This is a genomic window from Kitasatospora sp. NPDC085895, assembly GCF_040702125.1.
Lineage (GTDB): Bacteria > Actinomycetota > Actinomycetes > Streptomycetales > Streptomycetaceae > Kitasatospora > Kitasatospora arboriphila.
In genome coordinates this window covers 32616-54693 of the sequence record NZ_JBFBJY010000020.1, presented here as the reverse complement: position 1 = coordinate 54693, position 22078 = coordinate 32616, and the positions used below count along the sequence as shown (strand labels likewise).

Genomic DNA, 22078 nt, shown 5'->3' with positions numbered 1-22078 from the left:
GCCACGGGCCCGTGCCGGGCCGGTCAGCGCGCGAACGCCACCACGGGCGGCCCTCGCCGCACCAGGCTGTGCACCAGGGCGGCCGCCCCGGGCAGCGGGACGTCCTCGGCCCGGCGGCGGGGCGCGGCCGGCGCGGCCGCGGGCACCCCGAGCAGGACGGCGGCGAGCATCGCCACCGCACGGCGCAGCGGGGCGGACCACTCGCGGGCCGCCGCCGCGGTGAGCTTCACCAGCCGCCACAGCGCGGCCTCGCCGCGCCGCAGCCACCAGCCGGCCACGACCGCCGCCGCCAGGTGGCCCAGCAGCATCGCCGGGCCCGTCCCGAACAGGCCGGAGGCGGCGTGCCCGGCGCCCGCGGCGGCGTACGCGTGCGGGTCCAGACCGGCGTCGCTGATCAGCTGCTCCGGGCTCGTGCCCGCGGGCAGCCGGGTGACGCCGTTGCCGGGCACGTCGTCGCAGAGCAGCCGTCCGGCGGCCTCCGGCATCGACATGCCCGCCATGTGGTGGGCGCGGGCCGGGGTCAGGGTGTGGAAGAGCAGGTGCAGACCCAGCTGGCCCGCGCCCAGTGCCGCGGTGATCGCCCCGAGCGAGCGTTCGCGCCCGCCGAGCGCCGCGGCCAGCAGCACCACCGCGGCGAATCCGGCCGCCAGCGCGGGCAGGGCGACGTCCCCGCCGCCCACCGCGGCGTGGCCGGCGGCCGCCACCAGGGTGCACACCAGCGCGAACGGCACCGCGCGCGCCACCCGCAGGTCCCAGGCCGCGGCCTGCACCCCGTCGGCGGGGGCGGCGGCGCCTGCGAACGGGGCGGCGGGGTGGGCAGTCATGGCCGGGCCATCATCTCACCGCTCACACCGTCCCCACGGGCAGGGTGGGAAATACGCCGAATGACCCTTTCGGCCCGGCGTGCGGGCCGAAGCGTGCGCCGCGCGGCACACTGTTCCGCACCAGTCCATCCGCCGAACGGGCGGTCGCGGCGCGCGCCGACGGTTCGCTGCCGAAACCCCCGGAGATACCTAGTCGTATGTGGAGCCGCAGCCAGGAGGGACCTCCCGTGGACATCTGGTGGACTCTGCACCTCAAGCGCGACCCGGCCAGCGTGCCGCTGGCCCGCCGCATCCTGCTGGGTGCCATGGACACCGCCGGCGTCGACCCGCAGATCGCCTACGACCTCGGGATCGCCCTCACCGAGGCCTGCGCGAACGCCGTCGAGCACGCCGCGACCGGCCGCCCCGACGACGGGTTCCAGGTCACCGCGGCGATCGCCGGCGACCGGCTGCGGATCGAGGTCGTCGACTCCGGGCCCGGCCTGCCGCCGATCGCCCCGGCCGCCCCGGGCGTCCTGGCCGCCGACGGCCACCGCGGCCCGGCCGCCTCCGCGGCCCGTCCGTCCCCGCGCCGCTGCCGCACCCGCCGCGGCCGGGCCACCCTCGGCCCCCCGCCGCTCGGCGGCCGCCACCCGCGCCGCACCGACCGCCCCGGCCCGTACGACACCCATGTCCTGCCGGCCGGCCGCCCCGCCGCGGTGCGCACCCCCGACCCGGACGTCCTGCCCGACCTCGGTGCCGAGTCCGGCCGCGGCCTCTTCCTGATCCACGCGCTCACCGACCACGTCCAACTCCGCAACCACCCCCTGCGCGGCGCGATCGTCAGCTTCGACAAGATCCTCAAGTGGCAGGACGACGCACTCCTGCGCGCCGCCTCCTGAACCGCGGGCCCCGGGGAACGGGGCCGCCGGATTGCCGCCCGCCCGACCCCGGCGCAGCATGGCGGCATGAGGTATCAGATGCGCGCCGAGTACGGCCCGTCCGGCCCGTCCGACGGGGTGAAGACCTGGCACATCAGCCACGACGGCTCCTCCGTCGCCCTGTGCGGGCGGGACCTGAGCCCGGCGTCGGCCGTCCAGGACCCGGAGATGTGGTCCCGCTCGCCGGACCTCAACTGCCACACCTGCGGGGCGCTGTTCCTGCGCGAGACGCCGTACATGCCGGCCGAGCACGAGTGACCGGATCGCCCGTGCCGGGACCGGCGGGCCCGTAGCGTGGGCGCCATGGAGCCGATGACGCCCCTCGTCCCCGCGGCCGCCCGCCTGCGGGCCGACGACCCGCCGCTCGCCGAGCACGTCGAGCGCCTGTGCACCCGGATCGACCGGATCGATCCGGCGTTGCGCGCCTTCGTCCCGGAGCCCGGCCGGCACGACCGGCTGTCGGCGGCGGCGAAGGAGCTGGAGGCACGGTACCCGGACCCGGCCGGGCGTCCGCCGCTGTACGGCGTGGCGGTGGGGGTCAAGGACGTGGTGCACGTCGACGGCCTGCCCACGCACGCCGGTTCGGCGCTGCCGCCGGGGGTGCTGGCCGGGCCGGAGGGGCCGCTGGTGGGGCGGCTGCGTGCGGCCGGGGCGCTGGTCGCGGGCAAGACGGTGACGGCGGAGTTCGCCGTCCTCGCGCCGGGGCCGACCCGCAATCCGCACGACCTGGGCCACACCCCGGGCGGGTCGAGCAGCGGTTCGGCGGCGGCCGTCGCGGCGGGGCTGGTGCCGCTGGCGATCGGCACCCAGACCGTCGGGTCGATGATCCGCCCGGCGGCGTACTGCGGCGTGGTGGGATTCCGGCCGACCCACGGGCGGGTCCCGGCGGAGGGGACCGTCCCGCACGCGCCGACGCTGGACACCGCGGGCTGGTACGCGGCCGACCTCGCCGGGGTACGGCTGGCCGCCGCGCTGCTCTGCGACACCTGGGCCGCCCAGCCCGCCGGGCCGCCGGAGCGGGAGCCCGTCCTCGGCGTCCCGGTCGGCGGCTACCTGGACGAGGTGCACCCCGAGGCGCTCGCCGCCTTCGAACACACCGTGCGGGGCCTCGGCCTGACCGTCCGCCGGGTCGACGTGCTGGGCGACTTCGACACCGTGAAGCACCACCTGCGGACGATCATCCGGTACGAGCTGGCGCAGGTGCACCGCGACCTGTTCGCCCGCTTCGGCAGCCTGTACCGGCCGGAGACGGTGGCCGCGATCCGGCACGGCCGGGAGGTGGACCGGGCCGACCACCGGGCCGCGCTGGCCGCCCGGGCGGACTTCCGGCGCCGGGTGGCCGAGGTGACGGCCGATCAGGGCGTGGACGCGTGGGTGACCCCGGCCGCCACCGGCCCGGCGCCGCTCGGCCTGGACTCCACCGGCAGCGCGGTGATGTCGCTGCCGTGGAGCCACGCGGGGCTGCCCGCCGTCTCGCTGCCGGCCGGTGCGCTCGGCGGGCTGCCGCTCGGCCTGCAGTGCGTCGGCGCGGACGGCGGGGACGAACGGCTGCTGGCCGCCGCGGCCGTGATCGGGGAACGCCTGTCGGCGTAGGCTGGCCGCCGACAGCGACGGACGGCCGGCGGAGGAGCGCGGTGGAGACGCCGACCACGGACGGGCGGGTGCAGCGGGGCAACGAGACCCGCCGCGCGGTGCTGGGGCGTGCCGTGGAGGTCGCCTCCGTCGAGGGCCTGGAGGCCCTGTCGATCGGTCGGCTGGCCACCGACCTGGGGCTGAGCAAGAGCGGGGTGTTCGCCAGCTTCGGTTCCAAGGAGGAGCTGCAGCTGGCCGCCGTGCGCGCCGCCCAGCGGATCTTCCGGGACGCGGTGGTCGTCCCGGTCGAGGACCTGCCTCCCGGGCTCGGAGCGCTGCGGGCGCTCTGCGACTCCTGGCTGGCGTACTCGCGGCGTCGGGTCTTCCCGGGCGGCTGCTTCTTCTACGCGGTGTCGGCCGAGTTCGACGCCCGCCCCGGCCCCGTGCGGGACGCCCTCGCGGCGGCCGGCCGGGCCTGGGAGGAGCACCTGACCGACCTGGCGCGCGCCGCCCGGGAGGCCGGCGAGCTCCGCGCCGACACCGACCTCGGTCTGCTGGTCTTCGGGCTGATCGGCATGCTGGAGGCGGCCAACGCCCAGTCGCTGCTGTACGGCGAGGAGCGCCGCTACGACCTCGCCGCGGCCGGTGTCCTGGCGCTGCTGCGCGGTGCGGCGAGCCGCCCCGAACTGCTGGCCTGACCGACCGTGCCGCGCCGTCGCCCGGGGTATTCCGTGGGCCTAAAACTGCACGAACGATCGTGCTAATATATCGCTCCGTCAGGCTCCACCCACCCCGCACCTCGACCGGGGAGACCCCATGGACCGCACCAAGGCACTCGTCGGCACCGCCCTCAACACGGCCGCCCTGATCTCGCCCGACCTCGCCGGCCGGGCCGCCTTCGGCCTCTTCCGCAGGCCCGGCGCACGCAGCCGGGTCCGCCCGGCCGAACGCGAGGTCCACGACCGGGCGCGCACCTCCCACCTCACCGTGGCCGGCAGACGCACCGCGGTCTTCCGCTGGGGCGACGGCGGCCGTCCGGTGCTGCTGGTGCACGGCTGGCAGTCCCGGGCCTCGCGCTTCGCCCCGCTGGTGGCCCGGCTGCTGGCCGAGGGCCGCAGCCCGGTCGCCTTCGACGCGCCCGCCCACGGCGGTTCCGCCGGCTCGACCACCACGATCCTGGAGTACGGCGAGGCCATCGGCCGGCTGCACGAGCTGGACGGCCCCTTCGAGGCCGTGGTCGCGCACTCCTTCGGGGTGGCCTGCACCTTCCACGCCCTCGGCGAGGGCCTGCGGGCCGACCGCCTCGTGGCGATCGCCGGCGTCACCGACTTCCGCTACGTGATCGGCGGCTTCCGCGCCCAGCTCGGGCTGTCCGAGCGCGTCGCGCAGCAGGTCGCGCGCCGCGTCGAGGAGGTGCTCCTCCCCGGGGACGAGCCGGTCTGGGAGCGCTTCGACGCCGCGGGCCGGCCGGCCGACGCCGTGCCGCCGACCCTGGTGGTGCACGACGAGGGCGACCGGGTGGTGCCGTTCCGCCAGGCCGGCCGGCTGCAGGCCGCGTACGGCGGACGGGTGCGGCTGCTCGCCACCCGCGGGCTCGGCCACCAGCGGGTGCTGACCGACCCGGCCGTGCTCGACAACGTGCTCGGCTTCCTCACCGAGCCGGACGCCCGGGCCGCCCTGCCTGCGGACCGCACCGCGGGTGCCACCGCCTAGACGTGTCTTCAGAGGCGTACGGATGCCACACAGGGGTGCGTGGGGTGCCCCCGGCCTTCGGGCCGGGGCGGAGGAACACGGCGGCGGGCGGGCCCCTTCCGGGATCCGCCCGCCGTCCGGCTCGGGATCAGCCGCCGCTCTTGCGGCGGAAGGTGCGCTTTCCGCCCGCCGCCGCGTGGGTGCCGTGGATCTTCGAGCCCTCGCCGCCCTGACCGGCGCCGCCGCTCCCGCGGCCGCCCTGCTTGCGCTCCAGCGCGGCGAGGAACTTCGCCTTCACGTCCTCCTGGGCGGGTGCCTCGGCGGCCGCCTCGACCGGGGCGGCCCCGGTCTCGGACTGCTCGGTGGGTGGGGCTGCTTCCTTGCTCATGGCGCGACCTCCGGTACGGGGCCCCGGGACGGGGGCCGGGTGCAGTGCACACCATGCCACGGCGGCGGCCGCCCGGCGGGTTCATTTCACTTCGTCGGGGAACCGGGGGCCGCCGATCAGGTAGAAGAGCGCCAGGATCGGGAACCCGATCGACGCGATCACGAGGACGAAGAACTGCCAGACCATCGCAGACTCCTCGGGCGAGGGCGGGTGATCCCCCGACCGTAAGCCGCGCTCCGGCCGGTCGCCACCGCGCGCTCCGGCGCACGCCGACGGTGCCGGTCGAGTCCGTCCGACCCCTGTACCGGGCGGCCGCCCGCACGCAGACTGGTCCGATGCAGGTACAGCTCGCCGGAGAACCGTACGGGCCGGGCCGCGAGAGCGAGGACTTCGCCGCAGCCTCCGCCGAAGCGCTGGTGCTGCTGGACGGTTCCAGCATGCCGGCGGACCTGGAGTCCGGGTGCCGCCACGGCACCGCCTGGTACGCCAGACGGCTCGGGGTCCACCTCCTCGCCCGGCTCACCGACCGGGCCGACCGCTCGATCGCCGAATGCCTGGGCGACGCCATCGTGGAGACGGCGGCCCTGCACGGCGGCCGCTGCGACCTCGCGAACCCGAACACCCCGGCCGCCATGGTGGTCGCCGCCCGCAAGGTCGGCGGCTCGCTGGAGTACCTGGTGCTCGGCGACTCGCTGCTGGTGCTGCACCCCCGCGAGGGCGCGCCCCGGGTGATCGGCGACAACCAGCGCTTCCCCGGCGGGGAACTGCTGCGCCGGCAGGTCTGGACGACGGTGCCGGGCAGCACCGAGCGGGCCGAGCTCTACCTCGCGTACGCGCAGGCCGTCCGGGCCGCCCGGAACTCCGGGCACGGGCCGTGGATCGCCGCCGCCACGCCGCGCGCCGCCGAGCATGCGGAGACCGGCTTCGTCCCGCTCGACGAGCTGCGGGGGGTGGCGGCGCTGACCGACGGCGCGGCCCGGTTCACCGAGCGGTTCCGGCTCGGCAGCTGGTCGGACGCGCTGCGGCTGCTCGCGGAGTCGGGGCCGGCCGAGCTGATCGCCCAGGTGCGGGCCGTCGAGGAGGCGGACGCCGACTGCACGCGCTGGCCGCGCGGCAAGAAGTCGGACGACGCCGCCGCCCTCTACGCCCGGATCTGACCCGGCGGGGCCGCGGACGCACCCGGGGCCCGGCGTGTGCCGGGCCCCGGGTGAGAGCGGTGCGGGTTCAGTCGACCGGGTGGCCGAACGAGCCGGACTGGAAGTCCTTCATGGCCTGCTCCAGCTCCCGGTGGCTGTTCATCACGAACGGGCCGTACCAGGCGACCGGCTCGCGGATCGGCTGCCCGCCCAGGACGATCACGTCCAGGTTGGGGTGGCGGGACTCCTGCTTGGCGTCCGCGGTGATGGTGATCGTGTCGCCGTCGCCGAAGACCACGGCCTGGCCGGTGCGCACCGGCCGCCGCTCGGCGCCGACCGTGCCGTCGCCGTTGAGCACGTAGGCGAGGGCGTTGAAGTCGGGACGCCAGGGCAGGGTGACGGAGGCGCCCGGGGTGAGCGTGGCGTGCAGCAGGGTGATCGGGGTGTGGGTGGCGCCCGGCCCCCGGTGGCCGTCCAGCTCGCCGGCGATCAGCCGCAGCACGGCGCCGCCGTCCGGGCTGGTCAGCAGCTTCACGTGGCCGCCGTGGATGTCCTGGTAGCGCGGCTGGGTCATCTTGTCGCTCGCGGGCAGGTTGACCCACAGCTGGATGCCGTGGAACAGGCCGCCGCTGAGGACCAGCGACTCCGGCGGGGTCTCGATGTGCAGGATGCCCGAGCCGGCCGTCATCCACTGGGTGTCGCCGCCGCCGAGGTGGCCGCCGCCGCCGTGCGAGTCCTTGTGGATGAACTCGCCGTCGATCAGGTAGGTGACGGTCTCGAAGCCGCGGTGCGGGTGCCACGGGGTGCCCTTGGGCTCCCCGGCGGCGTACTCCACCTCGCCCATCTGGTCCATCATGATGAACGGGTCGAGGAACTTGGTGTTGATCTTGGCGAAGGCGCGGCGGACGGGGAAGCCCTCGCCCTCGAAGCCCTCCGGAGCGGTGGCGACCGCCAGCACCGGGCGGGCGACCGCGGCGGGGTCGGGGGTGGTGACGCGCGGCAGGGTCAGCGGGTTCTCGACGGTCACGGCGGGCATGTCGGCCTCCTTCAGGGGTTCTCTGGCCTACGTCCGAAAGATTAGTTCAATCCTCAACCAATAGCAAGTTGAACATTGAACTAAATGGGTGCGGCTGTGCGGGAGGCCGTACGCCTCCCGCGGGGGTGGGGTCAGCCGTACATCCGGCGCATGGTGAAGTCGACCATCTGCTCGACCGCCTTCGCGTCGAAGACCATCCGGTGCTCGCCCTCCATGTCGAGGGCGAAGCCGTAGCCGGTCGGCAGCAGGTCCAGGACCTCCGCGCCGGTGACGCTGAAGTGCTTGGACTCCTTGCCGGCGTAGCGCCGCAGCTCCTTGAGCGAGCTGAACATCGGGATCACCGGCGTCGGGGTGTTGTGCAGGGCGAGGAAGCCGGGGCGGTCGCCGCGCGGGCAGTGCACCTTCGAGGTGATGAAGATCGCCTGGAAGTCCTCGACCGGCATCGAGCCGGTCGTGAAGGCCCGGACGGCGTCGGCCAGCGAGGGCGGCGAGGGTTCCGGGTAGAGGGACTGCTGGGCGCCCCCCTGCTGGGGGTCGCCGTACGGGCCGGGGCCGGGCATGCCGTTCATCCCCGCCTGCTGCTGGTAGGGGTCCTGGTACGCGGTCTGCTCGTAGCCGTACACGGGGCAAGGCTACCGGGCCGGGGCGTCCCGCAGGGGGGACGGATCTCACAAGGTGTGCGCGTCCGGGGTTGTGGGACGTGACCACGTTCATAAGGCTTTGCCGTGAGAGGGCTTGCCCAAGTTACTGCCGGGTAGCATCATGGTGCGTACTGGTGGGTAAGTGGCGCTCGATCGGCGGGCCCACGGCAAGCAGACGAACCGGAGAAACGGTCATGGGTCACTACAAGTCCAACCTGCGGGACGTGGAGTTCAACCTGTTCGAGGTGTTCGGCCGCGAGCAGGTGTACGGCACCGGCCCGTTCGCCGACATGGACGTCGACACCGCGAAGAACATCCTCAGCGAGATCTCCCGCCTCGCCGAGAACGACCTCGCCGCGTCCTTCACCGACACCGACCGCAACCCGCCGGTCTTCGACCCGGAGACCAACACCGCGCCGGTCCCGGCCACCTTCAAGAAGAGCTACCAGACCTTCATGGACGCCGAGTGGTGGCGCCTGGGCATCCCGGAGGGCATCGGCGGCCAGGTCACCCCGTCCTCCCTGGTCTGGGCCTACGCGGAGCAGGTCCTCGGCTCGAACCCCGCCATCTGGATGTACTCCTCCGGCCCGGCCTTCGCCGGCGTCGTCTACGAGGAGGGCACCGAGGAGCAGCACAAGGTCGCCCAGCGCATGGTCGACGGCCTCTGGGGCGCCACCATGGTGCTGACCGAGCCGGACGCCGGCTCGGACGTCGGCGCCGGCCGCACCAAGGCGATCAAGCAGGAGGACGGCTCCTGGCACATCGAGGGCGTGAAGCGCTTCATCACCTCCGGTGAGCACGACATGTCCGACAACATCATCCACCTGGTGCTGGCCCGCCCCGAGGGCGGCAAGCCCGGCACCAAGGGCCTCGGCCTCTACATCGTGCCGAAGTACGACTTCGACTGGGAGACCGGCGAGCTCGGCGAGCGCAACGGCGTCTACGCCACCAACGTCGAGCACAAGATGGGCCTCAAGGCCTCGAACACCTGCGAGATGACCTTCGGCGCCAAGCACCCGGCCAAGGGCTGGCTGCTCGGCGAGAAGGTCGACGGCATCCGCCAGATGTTCAAGATCATCGAGTTCGCCCGCATGATGGTCGGCACGAAGGCGATCGCCACCCTGTCCACCGGTTACCTGAACGCCCTCGAGTACGCCAAGGAGCGCGTGCAGGGTGCGGACATCGCCAACTTCCTGGACAAGACCGCCCCGCGCGTCACCATCACCCACCACCCCGACGTCCGCCGCTCGCTGATGACGCAGAAGGCGTACGCCGAGGGCATGCGCGCCCTGGTGCTCTACACCGCCTCCGTCCAGGACGACGTGCTGGCCGCCCGCCTGCGCGGCGAGAGCGACGAGGCCGCCGAGCGCCTGAACGACCTGCTCCTGCCGATCGTCAAGGGCTACGGCTCGGAGAAGTCCTACGAGCAGCTCGCCCAGTCCCTGCAGACCTTCGGCGGCTCCGGCTACCTGCAGGAGTACCCGATCGAGCAGTACATCCGCGACGCCAAGATCGACACCCTGTACGAGGGCACCACCGCCATCCAGGGCCAGGACTTCTTCTTCCGCAAGATCGTCAAGGACGGCGGCCAGGCGCTCACCGCCGTCTCCGAGCAGATCCAGAAGTTCATCGCCACCGGCGAGGGCGGCGACGCCCTGGCCGCCGAGCGCGAGGCGCTCGGCAAGGCCGCCGGCGACCTGGAGGCGATCGTCGGCAAGATGCTCGCCGACCTGACCGCCGTCCAGCAGGACGTCGCCAACATGTACAAGGTCGGCCTCAACGCCACCCGCCTGCTGCTGGTCTCCGGCGACGTCGTCATCGGCTGGCTGCTGCTCCGCCAGGCCGCCGTCGCGCTGGCCAAGCTGGAGGCCGGCGCCTCCGAGAAGGACGTCCCGTTCTACCGGGGCAAGGTCGCCGCGGCCCGCTTCTTCGCCCGCAACGTCCTGCCCACCACCGCCCCGCAGCGCCTGATCGCGGAGGCCGTGGACAACGAGATCATGGAGCTCGCGGAGGAGGCCTTCTGAGCCCCCTGAAGTCTGCCTGACACACCCTCACGCCGTGGGGCCCGGTCCGTCGACCGGGCCCCACGGCGTTTCACCGTCGGACGGAACCGGGCAAACGGAACGTCGCGGGCGGCATGACGGTCGGTCGGGAATGCACTGTGTCCCGGTGTTCTCACCGTTGTGTCACCGTTTTTGAGTTCGCCGCGTCATGTCCGTGTACGGGCATATGCTCAGATGCGGACCCGGTACCCCCATCCGGCGTCCGACCTCCCTCAACCCAGGAGCAGCATGTCGACCGCCGACCGCCCGGCCCACTTCGACCGGACGCACACCGACGATCTGATCGCCTTCCTCGGCGCCGCACCCTCGCCCTACCACGCCGTGGCCGCGTCGGCCGAGCGGCTGGAGAAGGCGGGCTTCCGCAGGGTCCTGGAGACCGACGCCTGGGGGGCCGAGGCCGGCGGCCGGTACCTGATCCGCGGGGGCGCGCTGATCGCCTGGTACGTGCCCGAGGGGGCGGGCCCCGAGACGCCGTTCCGAGTGGTCGGCACCCACACCGACTCGCCCAACCTCCGGGTCAAGCCGATCCCGGACACCGGCTCCTCCGGCTGGCGCCAGGTCGCCGTGGAGATCTACGGCGGCGTCCCGCTGAACACCTGGCTCGACCGGGACCTCGGCATCTCCGGCCGCCTCGCGCTGCGCGACGGCACCGCCCGGCTGGTGCAGATCGACGAGCCGCTGCTGCGCGTCCCGCAGCTCGCGATCCACCTGGACCGCGCCGTCAACGAGGGCCTGAAGCTCGACAAGCAGCGTCACCTCACCCCGATCTGGGGGATCGGCGAGGTGACCGAGGGCGCGCTCCTCGAGTACGTCGCGGGCAGGGCCGGCGTGGCCGCCGCCGACGTGGCCGGCTGGGACCTCATGACCCACGACGTGCAGCCCGCCTCCTACCTCGGCCGCGACCGCGAACTGCTGGCCGGCCCCCGGCTGGACAACCTGCTCTCGGTGCACGCCGGCACCGCCGCGCTGGCCGCCGCCGCCACCGGCGACGCCCCGCTCGCGTACATCCCGGTGCTCGCCGCCTTCGACCACGAGGAGACCGGCAGCGAGTCCGACACCGGCGCGCAGAGTCCGCTGCTCGGCAACGTGCTGGAGCGCACCGTGTACGCCCGCGGCGGCACCACCGAGGACCGCGCCCGGGCGCTGGCCGGCACCGTCTGCCTCTCCTCCGACATGGGGCACGCCGTGCACCCCAACTACAGCGAGCGGCACGAGCCGGGCCACCACCCGATGCCCAACGGCGGCCCGATCCTGAAGGTCAACGTCAACAACCGGTACGCCACCGACGGCGTCGGCCGGGCCGTGTTCGCCGCCGCCTGCGAGAAGGCCGGCGTGCCGTGGCAGACCTTCGTCTCCAACAACGCCATGCCCTGCGGCACCACCATCGGCCCGATCACCGCGGCGCGACTCGGCATCACCACCGTGGACTGCGGCATCGCCGCGCTCTCCATGCACTCCGCCCGCGAGCTCTGCGGCGCCGAGGACCCGTACCTGCTGGCGAGCGCCCTCAAGGCGTTCCTGGAGGGCTGAGCCGGGGCCCCGGGGGCCGGTCCGCGGGCGGTGGGGGCCGCCGCGCGGACGGCCCCCGTTCACTCCGGGCCGGTCACTCCATGCCGGCGAGGACCAGCGGCAGTCGGCTCACGCCGTCGGCCACCAGCTTCACCGGCACGCCCCAGTCCTGCTGGTGCACGTGGCAGGCCGGGTACTCGATCTCCGGGTCGTCGTCGCAGGACGCCGCCATCGCCGACACGTGCAGCACGCCCTCGGCGACCGCCCCGCTCAGCACCAGCTCGCGGGAGAGGTCGGTGTCCGCACCCTCGCCCGAGAGCAGCAGCTCCGGCGGGGTGGAGCTGACCAGCAGCCGGGTCGACGGGCCGTAGCGCTCGTCCAGCTTCTGCCCGGACGGGGCCTGGAAGACCACGTCCAGCCGCAGGGCCCCGGGGGCGACCTCGGTGGCGGCGCGCTGCGTGCGGTGCGCCACCGACTCGACCCGGACGGCCTCCTCGGGCAAGCGCAGCCGGGTCAGCCGGTGCCGGGCGGACTCCACCACGACGATGTCGCCGTCCACGACCACGGCGCCGGAGGGCTCGCGGACGTCCGTGGCGAGGGTGGTCACCTCGCCGGTCTCCGGGTCGAAGCGGCGCAGCGCGTGGTTGTAGGTGTCGCTGATCGCGACCGAGCCGTCCGGCAGCACGGTGACGCCCAGCGGGTGCTGCAGCAGCGCCTGGTCGGCGGCGCCGTCGCGGTGGCCGAAGTCGAACAGGCCGGTGCCGACCGCGGTGTGCACCGAGCCGGTTTCACGTGAAACCCAGCGCACCGCCGAGGTCTCCGAGTCGGCCACCCAGAGCCGCTCGCCGTCCGCGGACACCGCCAGGCCCGACGGCTGGGCGAACCAGGCCTCGGCCACCGGGCCGTCGACCAGGCCCTCGTTGGTGGTGCCGGCCGCGACGGCGACCGTGCCGGCCGCCGGGTCGAAGGCCCACAACTGGTGCACGCCCGCCATGGCGATCCACACCCGGCCGTCGAACCAGGCGACGTCCCAGGGCGAGGAGAGGTCGACCTCGCGGGCCGGGCCGGCGGTCGCCGATCCCTGCCACCACTGCCGGCCGGTGCCGGCCAGCGTGGTGACGCTGCCGTCGGCGAGCCGCAGGCCACGCAGCGCGTGGTTCACGGTGTCCGCCACCACCACGTCGTAGCCGAGGCCGAGGCCCTCCGGGACGAGGGCGAGGCCCTGCGGCTCGCTGAACCGCGGCGCGGCGCCGTCCACCAGGCCGCGCTCGCCGTCGCCGATCCGGCGCAGCACCGTCTCGCCGTCCTCGGCCAGCTCCACCAGCGAGTGGTGCCCGGAGTCGGCCACCAGGTAGTGGCCGTCCGGCAGCCGCACCGCCTTGCCCGGGAACTTCAGGTCGCCGGCCTGCGGCTCGGGCGCCACGTACGGGCCGTCGCCGCGGCGCAGCGTGCCCTTGGCGGCGTGCTCGGCCTCCAGCTCCTCGACCAGGGCGGCGATCGCGTGCGCGTGGCCCTCGCCGGCGTGCTGCGCGACGACGTACCCCTCGGGATCGATCACCACCAGCGTCGGCCAGGCCCGCACCGCGTACTGCTTCCAGGTGGCGAGCTCCGGGTCGTCCAGCACCGGGTGGTGCACCTCGTACCGGGCCACCGCGTCGACCACCGCGCGGTGGTCGGCCTCGTGGACGAACTTCGGCGAGTGGACGCCGACGATCACCACCGTGTCGCGGTGCTTCTCCTCCAGCTCCCGGAGTTCGTCCAGGACGTGGAGGCAGTTGATGCAGCAGAAGGTCCAGAAGTCCGCGATGACGATCTTGCCGCGGAGGTCGGCCAGCGACAGGTCCTTGCCGCCGGTGTTGAGCCATCCGCCCTTGCCCGCCAGTTCGGGGGCGCGTACGCGTGCACGAGAAGCCATGCCCCAATCAAACCCGATGCGCGTGAGAACCATTCCGGTCCCGGGCGGCGGGGGCGAGAATGATCCGGTGATCATCGCCAGTACGCCCCCGGGGTCGGTCGAGGTGCCGTCGTTCGTCGCCGGGTTCGCGCGGGGCCGGCCGGTGCGGGCCGTGTGGCGCAACACGCTCGGCGGGCTGACCTTCCAGGTCGGCGCGGACGGCGGGCGGCAGTTCGTGAAGTGGCTGCCGGTCGGCCGCGGCACCTTCACGGCGGAGGCGGTGCGGTTGCGCTGGGCGGCCCGCCACGCCGCGGTGCCGCAGGTGCTCGACGAGGGCGCCGACGACGAGGGCTCCTGGCTGGTCACGGCCGGCCTGCCCGGCCGCTCGGCGGTGGACGGGCGCTGGCTGCGCGAGCCCGCCGCCGCGGTGCGGGCCGTCGGCGAGGGGCTGCGCGCCCTGCACGAGGCGCTGCCCGCCGCCGACTGCCCGTTCGACTGGTCCGCCGGGCCGCGGCTGGAGGCCGCCCGTGCCCGTGCCGCGGCCGGCCGGACCTCCCTGGCGGACCGGCCGGAGGGACTGCCGCGCTTCCGCACCGTCGACCGGGCGCTGGCCGCCCTCGCCGACGTCCCGCCGCCCGACGGGCCGGTGGTCTGCCACGGCGACGCCTGCGCGCCCAACACCCTGGTCGGCGAGGACGGCCGCCCGAGCGGCCACGTCGACCTGGGCGCGCTCGGCGTCGCCGACCGCTGGGCCGACCTCGCCGTCGCCACCTGGAGCACCGTGTGGAACTACGGGCCGGGCTGGGAGCGGCCGCTGCTGGACGCCTACGGCATCGCACCGGACGCGGAACGGACGGCCTACTACCGGCTGCTCTGGCACCTGACCGGCTGAGCCGGACCGCCCCGCCGGTGACCGGATCGTTCCGGTGCGGGGCGTGATCATGTCTGGGGCTCGGGCCCGCCGGCGGCCACCATGGAGGACATGAAGAGCGCACTCGTCGTGATCGACGTCCAGGAGTCCTTCCGCCGCCTGCCCAACTGGGAGGCCGTCTCCGACCCGGGGATCGCCGACAAGGTCGGCCGACTGGTCGCCGCCGCCCGGGAGAAGGGCGACCTCGTGGTGTGGATCCTGCACACCGAACCGGGCAGCGGCACCCCCTTCGACCCGGAGTCCGGCCACGTCCGGCTGATGGACGGCCTCAAGCCCGAGGACGGCGAGCCCGTCCTCACCAAGACCTCGCACAACGCCTTCACCACCACCAACCTGCAGCAGCAGCTCACCCGGCACGGCATCGGCGAGGTGGTGGTCAGCGGGATCCGCACCGAGCAGTGCTGCGAGACCACCGCCCGGGTCGCCTCCGACCTCGGCTACCAGGTCGTGTTCGTCACCGACGCCACCGCCACCCACCCGATCGAGCACCGGGACGCCCCGGCCGGCCGCAGCCTGGCGGAGGTCCTCGCCGACCCGCGTACCCTGTCCACCGACGAGATCATCGCGCGGACCGAGTACGCCCTCGCACGGCGCTTCGCCCGGATCGCCACCGTGGAGGAGCTGACCGGATCGTGACCAGGGCGGTCTTCCTGCTGGCGCCGCGGCTGCACCTGCTGGACCTCGCCGGTCCGGCCCAGGTGTTCTCCGCGGCGGCCGACCTCGGCCACCCCTGGGAGATCGGGTACGTGGCCGAGCAGGAGGACGTCACCACCGCGCAGGGCATCGGGCTGAAGGCCGCCACCCGGTGGCCCGAGCTGGCCGCCGACGACCTGGTGGTCGTCCCCGGCTGGCGCTCGCCGAGCCTGCCGACCGGACCGGTGTTCACCCGGGAGACCCTGGAACGGGTGGTCGCCCACCACACCGCCGGCGGCACGGTGGCGAGCATCTGCTCCGGCGCGGACGCGCTCGGCCGGGCCGGCCTGCTGGACGGCCGCCGCTGCACCACCCACCACGACCTCCAGGACGAGCTCGCCCGCCGCTACCCGCGGGCCTCCGTCGTCCCCGACGTGCTGTTCGTCCAGGACGGCAGCGTCCTCACCTCCGCCGGGATCGCCAGCGGGATCGACCTGGCACTGCACCTGCTGGCCGTCCGCCACGGCCCGTACGTCGCCGCCCAGGTGGCCCGCACGATGGTCGTCCACACCCGCCGCAACGGGGACGAGCAGCAGGACAGCGCGATGCTGCGGCACCGCGCCCACCTCAGCGACGCCGTGCACCGGGTGCAGGACGTCATCGACGCCCGGTTCACCGACCCGCTGCTGCTCACGGGGCTCGCCGCCGGCGCCGGCGTCAGCGAACGGACCCTCACCCGGCGCTTCACCGAGGCGACCGGTCTCACCCCGCTGCGCTACCAGCAGCAGCTGCGGCTGGAGCACGCCGAGCACCTGATCGGCCAGGGCGCCACCGTCGAGTCGGCCGCCCGCGCGGTCGGCTTCCAGGACGCCCGGATGCTGCGCCGGCTGCGCGCCCGGCCCGCCGCGGACTGACGGCACCCGGACGGCCGGTCTCCGCGCCCCGCCGCGCGGCCGAGGGCTGACCTGCGCCCCGGCATCCGGCACGATGTGCTCGGCAGTGTCCGTCGAGGGAAGCAGGCAGGCATGAAGTACGTGGTCAAGGAGCGGCTGTTCGCGGTCGGCGACGACTACTGGATCGAGGACGGCGACGGCGAGAAGGCCTTCCTGGTGGACGGCAAGGTGCTGCGGCTGCGCGACACCTTCGAGCTGCAGGACCCGTCCGGCACCGTGGTCGCCGTGATCAAGGAGAAGGTGCTCACCGTCCGCGACGCGATGCGGATCGAGAACGCCGAGGGCGACACCGTCGCGACCGTCCGCAAGAAGCTCTTCACGCCGTTCCGCGACAAGTACCTGGTGGAACTGGAGGCCGGCGGCGAGCTGGAGGTGCACGGCGACCTCATCGACAAGGAGTACAAGGTCGAGTCGGACGGCGGGACGGTCGCCGAGATCTCCCGCAAGTGGTTCCGGATCCGCGACACCTACGGCGTGGAGATCGCGGACGGCGCGGACGTGCCGCTGCTGCTCGCCGTCGCCGTCTGCCTGGACCGGATGGTCGAGCACAACGCCTGACGCCCCGTCGGCCCGCGGCGGTGCCCCCGCCGCGGGCCGGCCGGTGCTCAGACGATGACGTGCGGCAGGAAGCGCGCGCCGACGTGGGTGATCGGCGAGTCGTGCGTCTCGCGGATGCCGAGTCCGGCGGCCTCGCCGTCCACCACCCAGGCCCCCAGCACCGGCTGGTTGCCGTCGAACACCGGCAGCGGGCAGAGCTGCTGGTAGCAGAAGCCCTCGTCGCCGTAGCGGTCCGGGTCGCCGGCCCAGGCCGGCAGCAGGGTCTCGTCCCCGCCCGGCTCCACGATCCGCACGCCCGAACCCTCCCGGCCGAGCAGCGGCTTGGCCGCGTACCCGGTGGCGGCGAGCTCGCGCGGCCCGTCCAGGTAGGCCGGCAGAAGGTTGGGGTGGCCGGGGTGGAGCTCCCACAGCACCGCCAGCAGCGCCTTGTTGGAGAGCAGCATCTTCCACGGCGGCTCGATCCACAGCGTGGAGCCGGTGGAGCCGCCGAGGTCGACGGTGGCCAGCAGCTGGGCGCCGAACTCGTCCTCCGCCAGCCACTCCCACGGGTACAGCTTGAACGCGGAGCGGATGTAGCGGTGCTGCAGGTCGACGAACCGGCCGGTCAGCCCGTCCAGGCCGATGTCCTCCACGGCGATCGACACCGTCTCCAGGCCGGCCTGCTCGGCGGTCTCCTGGAGGTAGAGGGTGGTCATCCAGTCCTCGCCCTCAAAGTCGCCGCGGGAGTGCGCGAAGTGCACCGGGCCGGGCGGCAGCAGTTCCTTCTGCCGGCTCCAGGCGGCGACCAGCCGCTCGTGCAGCGAGTTCCACTGGTCCGCCTCGGGGAAGCGCTCCTCCATCCAGAACCACTGCGGGCTGGCGGCCTCGATCAGCGAGGTCGGGGTGTCCGCGTTGTACTCGAACATCTTGGCCGGGCCGGTGCCGTCGTACGCCAGGTCGAACCGCCCGTACAGGGACGGCTGTTCCTCGCGCCGCCGCCAGGAGGTGGCGATCACCTCGGCGAGCCGCGGGTCGGTGATGCCGTAGTCGGCGAACCGGCCCGTCCGCACCACGTGGTCGGCGGCCTCCAGGCACATCCCGTGGAGTTCCTCGACCACCTCCTCCAGCGCCTCGACCTCCGGCAGCGAGAACTCGTAGTAGGCGCTCTCGTCCCAGTACGCGTACTCGGTGCCGGGGTTGCGCGGGTCCTCGCAGACGGCGTAGATCAGGCCCTGGGCCTCGACCGCGGCCTGCCAGCCCGGCCGCGGTTCGACGGTGCGGCGGCGCATCGCGGTCAGCCCCCGCTCGAGCCGGAGCCGCCGCTCGGGCAGCCGAAGCCGCCGCGCTTGGTGGCGGCCTTGTCGAAGGTGCCGCCGGCGGCGGTCAGCGAGCCGGAGCCGCAGTAGTACCAGCGACCGGCGGCCGCGGTGGTGCCCGTGGAGCAGGAGTGGTCGTCGAGCACCTTGAGGGTGCCGGGGTCGACGCAGCGCCGGGGTGCGCTGCCGCCGGACGACGAGCAGCCGGTGAGGGCCAGCGCCAGCGTCCCCACCATGCCGAGGGCGACGACGCCCGAGCGGCGGCGGGCGGAGGAGGGGTCGGTCTGCGTCATGACGGGTGATGGTACTTAAGGCTCCCCAGCGGCGGAACCATGGGATATCTTTTGCCGGTCCTTGACACTTCGGGTGGCACCTGGCGTGGCACTCCGCCCTGGGGGGAGCAGCATGAACGACATCGTCCACGGCCTCGGCGTGGCCGCCGCCTACGGCGCCGTGGGCCTGGTGCTGCTGCTGCTCGGCGTGGGCCTGGTCGACGCCCTGACGCCGGGCAAGCTCGGCCGGCAGATCTGGCTGGAGCGCAACCGCAACGCCGCCGTGGTGCTCAGCTCCGCGCTGATCGGCATCGGCGGCATCGTCTTCACCGCGATCATGTACACCTACGACGAGTTCGGGAAGGGCCTGGCCGCGACCGCGCTCTTCGGCCTGCTCGGCCTGGTGCTGATGGCCGCCGCGTTCTGGCTGGTGGACCTGCTGACCCCGGGCAAGCTCGGCGAGGTGCTGGTCGACCCCGAGCCGCACCCGGCGGTCTGGGTGACCGCCGCCTGCAACCTCTCGGTCGCCGCCATCGTCGCCGCGTCGATCGCCTGAGCCGGCCCGAGCGGCCCGCACGCGGCCGGCGCCCCGACCACCGGGGTGCCGGCCGCTGCCGTTGCCGCGGGCGGCGGATCAGCCCTCGGCGAGGCGATCCGTCAGCCGGGCCTTCGCCGCGGGCCACTCGTCGTGGAGCATCGAGAAGTAGACGCTGTCGCGCCAGCTGCCGTCCGGCCGGCGGCGGTGGCGGCGCAGGGTGCCCTCGTACCGGGCGCCGAGGCGGCGGATCGCGTTCTGCGAGCGCTCGTTGAGGTGGTCGGTCTTCCAGGTGACGCGGCCCATGCCGAGCTCCTCGAAGGCGTGGGTGAGCAGCAGCAGCTTGGACTCGGTGTTCACCGCGGTGCGCCAGACCCGCCGGGCGTACCAGGTGCCGCCGATCTCCACGAGCTCGTCGCGCGCACTGAAGTCGAGGTAGCAGGTGACGCCGACCGCCCGGCCGTCCGCGGTGGAGACCACGGCGAACGGGACGCAGCCGCCCGAGGCCGCGTCGGCGAGCCGGCCGGCGACGTTCGCGGCCATCGCCTCCTCGGTGGCCGGCGCCTCGTACGGCAGCCAGCGCCACACCTCCTCGTCGCCGCCGCTCGCGGCGAAGAGGTCCGGCACGTGCTCCGGGGTCAGCGGTTCCAGCCGGACGTGGCGGCCGGTCAGGACGGTCGGGGCGGGCAGCTTCGCGGTCATGCCGTCGACCATAGACCCGTTGTGCACTAGGAGCAATCGACTTATGAACTAGTGCAAAGGTTCCCGGGCGTGCGGAAGGGCCCCGCACCGAGCTCGGTGCGGGGCCCTCCGGCGGGTGTCCCCGAGGCGTCCCGGACGGGTCCGGACGCGAGTCCTACAGGAAGGAGTTGATCTGGATGGTCTCGGTGCGGCCGGGGCCGACGCCGATCGCCGAGATCGGCGCCCCGGACATCTCCTCCAGGGCCTTCACGTAGGCCTGCGCGTTCTTCGGCAGGTCGGCGAAGGTCTGGGCCTTCGAGATGTCCTCGCTCCAGCCCGGAAGGGTCTCGTAGACCGGCTTCGCGTGATGGAAGTCCGACTGGTTGTAGGGGAGCTCCTCGACCCGGCGGCCGTCGATCTCGTACGCCACGCAGACCGGGATCTGCTCCCAGCCGGTGAGCACGTCCAGCTTGGTCAGGAAGAAGTCGGTGAGGCCGTTGACGCGGGTGGCGTAGCGGGCGATCACCGCGTCGAACCAGCCGCAGCGGCGGTCGCGGCCGGTGGTGACGCCGCGCTCGCCGCCGATCCGGCGCAGCGCCTCGCCGTCCTCGTCGAGCAGCTCGGTCGGGAAGGGGCCCGAGCCGACGCGGGTGGTGTACGCCTTGAGGATGCCGATGACCCGGTCGATCTTGGTGGGGCCGATGCCGGCACCGGTGCAGGCGCCGCCCGAGGTCGGGTTCGACGAGGTCACGAAGGGGTACGTGCCGTGGTCGACGTCCAGCAGGGTGCCCTGGCCGCCCTCCAGCAGGACGACCTTGTTCGCCTTCAGCGCCTGGTCGAGGACGAGGGTGGTGTCGGCGAGGAAGGGGCGGATCTTCTCGGCGTAGCCGAGGTACTCCTGCACGACCAGCTCGGCCGGCATCGCGCGGCGGTTGTAGAGCTTGACCAGGATCTGGTTCTTGTCGTGCAGCGCCGCCTCGATCTTCTGCTGGAGGATCGACTCGTCGAAGAGGTCCTGGACCCGGATGCCCACGCGGTTGATCTTGTCCGCGTAGGCGGGGCCGATGCCGCGGCCGGTGGTGCCGATCTTGCGCTTGCCGAGGAAGCGCTCGGTGACCTTGTCCAGGGTGCGGTGGTACGGCGTGATCAGGTGGGCGTTGCCCGAGATCAGCAGCTTGGAGGTGTCGATGCCGCGCTCGTTCAGGCCCTGCAGCTCGGAGAGCAGCACGCCCGGGTCGATCACGACGCCGTTGCCGATGACCGGGGTCACGTTCGGGCTGAGGATGCCGGAAGGCAGCAGGTGGAGGGCATACTTCTGGTCGCCGATGACCACCGTGTGACCGGCGTTGTTGCCGCCCTGGTAGCGGACGACGTAGTCGACGGAGCCACCGAGGAGGTCAGTAGCCTTCCCCTTGCCCTCGTCTCCCCACTGGGCGCCAACGAGCACGAGTGCCGGCACAGGCGTACACCCCTTCCGGTTGGGGCATCCTGCCGAAGACCGCAGTCTGCCCCGAGATAGACGAAGCCCCTGGCGCAATAGCGCAAGGGGCTCTTGCACCGAGAGATTACCTGAGGAAGGACCGGTCGTGTCGTCCCTGTCCACGCCCGCATCCCGCCCCGACGGACGCGGTGCGGGGGAGCCGCTGCTGGTGCTGGTCGACCCGGCGGCCGGACGGGCCGACGGCGAGTCGGTGCGGATCGCCCGGGACGTGCTGTGCGGAGGCGCCGACGCGAAGGTCGTGCTGCCCGAGAGCCGGTCCGAACTCGACCGCGTGCTCTCCCACCGGGGCCGTCGCAGACCGGTCGTGATCGGCTCCGACCAGGCCGTGCACAAGGTGCTGCAGGCCCTCCACCGGCAGCGTGACCTGGGCACGGATCCGGTCGGGGTGGTTCCGGTCGGCCCGGCCGGCACCGTCCTCGCCTGCCGCGCGCTCGGGGTGCCGGAGCAGCCGGTGGCTGCCGCCCGGGCGGTGCTCGGGGGCGCCCCGCGCAAGCTCGACCTGGTGGTGGACGACGGCGGCGGGGTGGTGCTCACCGCGTTGCGGATCGGCGCGGAGCCCCGCCGGGCCCTGCCGTCACTGCGTTCGCTATGGGCGAAACGGGCTGCGCCCGACCAGGCGACCGTTCCCGACCCGGAGTCCACCCCGATGCGGGTCGAGGCGGACGGGCGGCTGCTCGCCGACGTCCACGAGCGGATCCGGCTGCTGGAGGCCAGGCCGGCCGGCGGCGAGCTGGAGCTGGTCATCCGCACCGCGGGGGCGGAGCGCCGGCTGCGCGTCGCCGCGCTCAGCGTGGCCGGTCGGAGCTTCGGCTACAGCGCCGACGGCTGCCCCGTCGGGCCGGTCCGGCATCGGACGTGGACGGTGCATCCGGGGGCCTGGGCGCTGCTGCTGCCCGCCGGGTGAGCAGGATCACGCCGGACCCCGCCGGCCGACGCCCCGTCAGGCGGGTCCGCGCCCCGAAGAGCGCGCGTGACAAGGGAGTGCGCCGATCGCCGGAAAACGCTCCGGAGAAATGGCGCGCGGTGTAAGGGGTTTTGTCTACG

The 22078-nt window shown here is 73.8% G+C and carries 23 protein-coding genes; 14 read left to right on the top strand and 9 right to left on the bottom strand.

What is annotated here, in order from left to right; translation table 11 throughout:
• Positions 1-23 precede the first annotated feature (23 nt).
• The gene (locus AB0442_RS15580) at positions 24-824 is read right to left on the bottom strand and encodes a hypothetical protein (protein ID WP_366163204.1); all 801 of its coding nucleotides are present in this window, start codon (positions 822-824) and stop codon (positions 24-26) included.
• Between the two features lie 227 nt (positions 825-1051).
• Here AB0442_RS15580 and AB0442_RS15575 point away from each other — a divergent pair, with 227 nt between their 5' ends.
• The 5 genes from AB0442_RS15575 (at position 1052) to AB0442_RS15555 (ending at position 5029) form a co-directional block, all read left to right on the top strand.
• Positions 1052-1705 carry an ATP-binding protein gene (locus AB0442_RS15575; protein ID WP_366163202.1) on the top strand — a complete coding sequence of 218 codons (654 nt, stop codon included), beginning with the start codon at positions 1052-1054 and terminating at the stop codon, positions 1703-1705.
• Positions 1706-1771: 66 nt separating this feature from the next.
• Entirely contained in the window at positions 1772-2002 is a 231-nt protein-coding gene (locus AB0442_RS15570) for a hypothetical protein (protein WP_344624380.1), read from the top strand.
• A gap of 45 nt (positions 2003-2047) precedes the next feature.
• Complete coding sequence (locus AB0442_RS15565; protein WP_366163200.1) at positions 2048-3337, top strand: amidase; 1290 nt, start codon at positions 2048-2050, stop codon at positions 3335-3337.
• A 41-nt stretch (positions 3338-3378) separates the two neighbouring features.
• Positions 3379-4014, top strand: coding sequence for a TetR/AcrR family transcriptional regulator (locus tag AB0442_RS15560; RefSeq protein WP_366163198.1), 636 nt, complete (start codon positions 3379-3381; stop codon positions 4012-4014).
• A 118-nt stretch (positions 4015-4132) separates the two neighbouring features.
• Positions 4133-5029: an alpha/beta fold hydrolase gene (locus tag AB0442_RS15555; RefSeq protein WP_366163196.1), complete on the top strand. Its 897-nt coding sequence runs from the start codon at positions 4133-4135 to the stop codon at positions 5027-5029.
• Between the two features lie 127 nt (positions 5030-5156).
• On the opposite strand, the gene AB0442_RS15550 is transcribed toward AB0442_RS15555, so the two are convergent.
• On the bottom strand, positions 5157-5396 hold the full coding sequence (locus AB0442_RS15550; protein ID WP_366163195.1) for a DUF5302 domain-containing protein: 240 nt from the start codon (positions 5394-5396) through the stop codon (positions 5157-5159).
• Between the two features lie 335 nt (positions 5397-5731).
• Here AB0442_RS15550 and AB0442_RS15545 point away from each other — a divergent pair, with 335 nt between their 5' ends.
• The gene (locus AB0442_RS15545) at positions 5732-6553 is read left to right on the top strand and encodes an integrase (RefSeq protein WP_363542815.1); all 822 of its coding nucleotides are present in this window, start codon (positions 5732-5734) and stop codon (positions 6551-6553) included.
• 67 nt (positions 6554-6620) lie between these two features.
• Here AB0442_RS15545 and AB0442_RS15540 read toward each other — a convergent pair whose 3' ends face one another.
• Together AB0442_RS15540 and AB0442_RS15535 are read right to left on the bottom strand one after the other, a co-directional pair.
• Complete coding sequence (locus AB0442_RS15540; RefSeq protein WP_366163193.1) at positions 6621-7568, bottom strand: pirin family protein; 948 nt, start codon at positions 7566-7568, stop codon at positions 6621-6623.
• Between the two features lie 131 nt (positions 7569-7699).
• Positions 7700-8128, bottom strand: coding sequence for an SseB family protein (locus AB0442_RS15535; RefSeq protein ID WP_344624406.1), 429 nt, complete (start codon positions 8126-8128; stop codon positions 7700-7702).
• Between the two features lie 275 nt (positions 8129-8403).
• Between AB0442_RS15535 and AB0442_RS15530 the strand changes: the two genes are divergently transcribed.
• Complete coding sequence (locus tag AB0442_RS15530; protein WP_366163191.1) at positions 8404-10233, top strand: acyl-CoA dehydrogenase; 1830 nt, start codon at positions 8404-8406, stop codon at positions 10231-10233.
• 267 nt (positions 10234-10500) lie between these two features.
• Entirely contained in the window at positions 10501-11802 is a 1302-nt protein-coding gene (locus AB0442_RS15525) for a M18 family aminopeptidase (protein ID WP_344624388.1), read from the top strand.
• Between the two features lie 73 nt (positions 11803-11875).
• On the opposite strand, the gene AB0442_RS15520 is transcribed toward AB0442_RS15525, so the two are convergent.
• On the bottom strand, positions 11876-13696 hold the full coding sequence (locus tag AB0442_RS15520; protein ID WP_366163188.1) for an NHL domain-containing thioredoxin family protein: 1821 nt from the start codon (positions 13694-13696) through the stop codon (positions 11876-11878).
• Between the two features lie 67 nt (positions 13697-13763).
• On the opposite strand from AB0442_RS15520, the gene AB0442_RS15515 reads away from it, so the two are divergent.
• The 4 genes from AB0442_RS15515 to AB0442_RS15500 all read left to right on the top strand — a co-directional run bounded on the left by AB0442_RS15515 (position 13764) and on the right by AB0442_RS15500 (position 16750).
• Positions 13764-14567, top strand: a complete 804-nt coding sequence (locus tag AB0442_RS15515; protein ID WP_366163186.1) for an aminoglycoside 3'-phosphotransferase — start codon at positions 13764-13766, stop codon at positions 14565-14567.
• 90 nt (positions 14568-14657) lie between these two features.
• Positions 14658-15242 carry an isochorismatase family protein gene (locus tag AB0442_RS15510; protein ID WP_366163184.1) on the top strand — a complete coding sequence of 195 codons (585 nt, stop codon included), beginning with the start codon at positions 14658-14660 and terminating at the stop codon, positions 15240-15242.
• Entirely contained in the window at positions 15239-16153 is a 915-nt protein-coding gene (locus AB0442_RS15505) for a DJ-1/PfpI family protein (protein ID WP_366163182.1), read from the top strand. Before AB0442_RS15510 ends, AB0442_RS15505 begins: the two co-directional genes overlap by 4 nt.
• 111 nt (positions 16154-16264) lie before the next feature.
• Positions 16265-16750: an LURP-one-related family protein gene (locus AB0442_RS15500; protein ID WP_344624393.1), complete on the top strand. Its 486-nt coding sequence runs from the start codon at positions 16265-16267 to the stop codon at positions 16748-16750.
• 47 nt (positions 16751-16797) lie between these two features.
• Here AB0442_RS15500 and AB0442_RS15495 read toward each other — a convergent pair whose 3' ends face one another.
• Positions 16798-18018, bottom strand: a complete 1221-nt coding sequence (locus AB0442_RS15495) for a glutathionylspermidine synthase family protein (protein ID WP_366163181.1) — start codon at positions 18016-18018, stop codon at positions 16798-16800.
• Between the two features lie 5 nt (positions 18019-18023).
• Positions 18024-18338, bottom strand: a complete 315-nt coding sequence (locus AB0442_RS15490; RefSeq protein ID WP_366163179.1) for a hypothetical protein — start codon at positions 18336-18338, stop codon at positions 18024-18026.
• Positions 18339-18450: 112 nt separating this feature from the next.
• On the opposite strand from AB0442_RS15490, the gene AB0442_RS15485 reads away from it, so the two are divergent.
• Positions 18451-18873: a DUF350 domain-containing protein gene (locus AB0442_RS15485; protein ID WP_344624396.1), complete on the top strand. Its 423-nt coding sequence runs from the start codon at positions 18451-18453 to the stop codon at positions 18871-18873.
• Positions 18874-18951: 78 nt separating this feature from the next.
• Here the strand turns inward: AB0442_RS15485 and AB0442_RS15480 are convergent, their stop codons facing one another.
• Both AB0442_RS15480 and AB0442_RS15475 read right to left on the bottom strand, forming a co-directional pair.
• The gene (locus tag AB0442_RS15480; RefSeq protein WP_366163178.1) at positions 18952-19554 is read right to left on the bottom strand and encodes a GNAT family protein; all 603 of its coding nucleotides are present in this window, start codon (positions 19552-19554) and stop codon (positions 18952-18954) included.
• Between the two features lie 154 nt (positions 19555-19708).
• On the bottom strand, positions 19709-20992 hold the full coding sequence (locus AB0442_RS15475) for an adenylosuccinate synthase (protein WP_366163177.1): 1284 nt from the start codon (positions 20990-20992) through the stop codon (positions 19709-19711).
• Between the two features lie 127 nt (positions 20993-21119).
• On the opposite strand from AB0442_RS15475, the gene AB0442_RS15470 reads away from it, so the two are divergent.
• Positions 21120-21938 carry a diacylglycerol kinase family protein gene (locus AB0442_RS15470; protein ID WP_366163176.1) on the top strand — a complete coding sequence of 273 codons (819 nt, stop codon included), beginning with the start codon at positions 21120-21122 and terminating at the stop codon, positions 21936-21938.
• Positions 21939-22078: the final 140 nt, after the last annotated feature.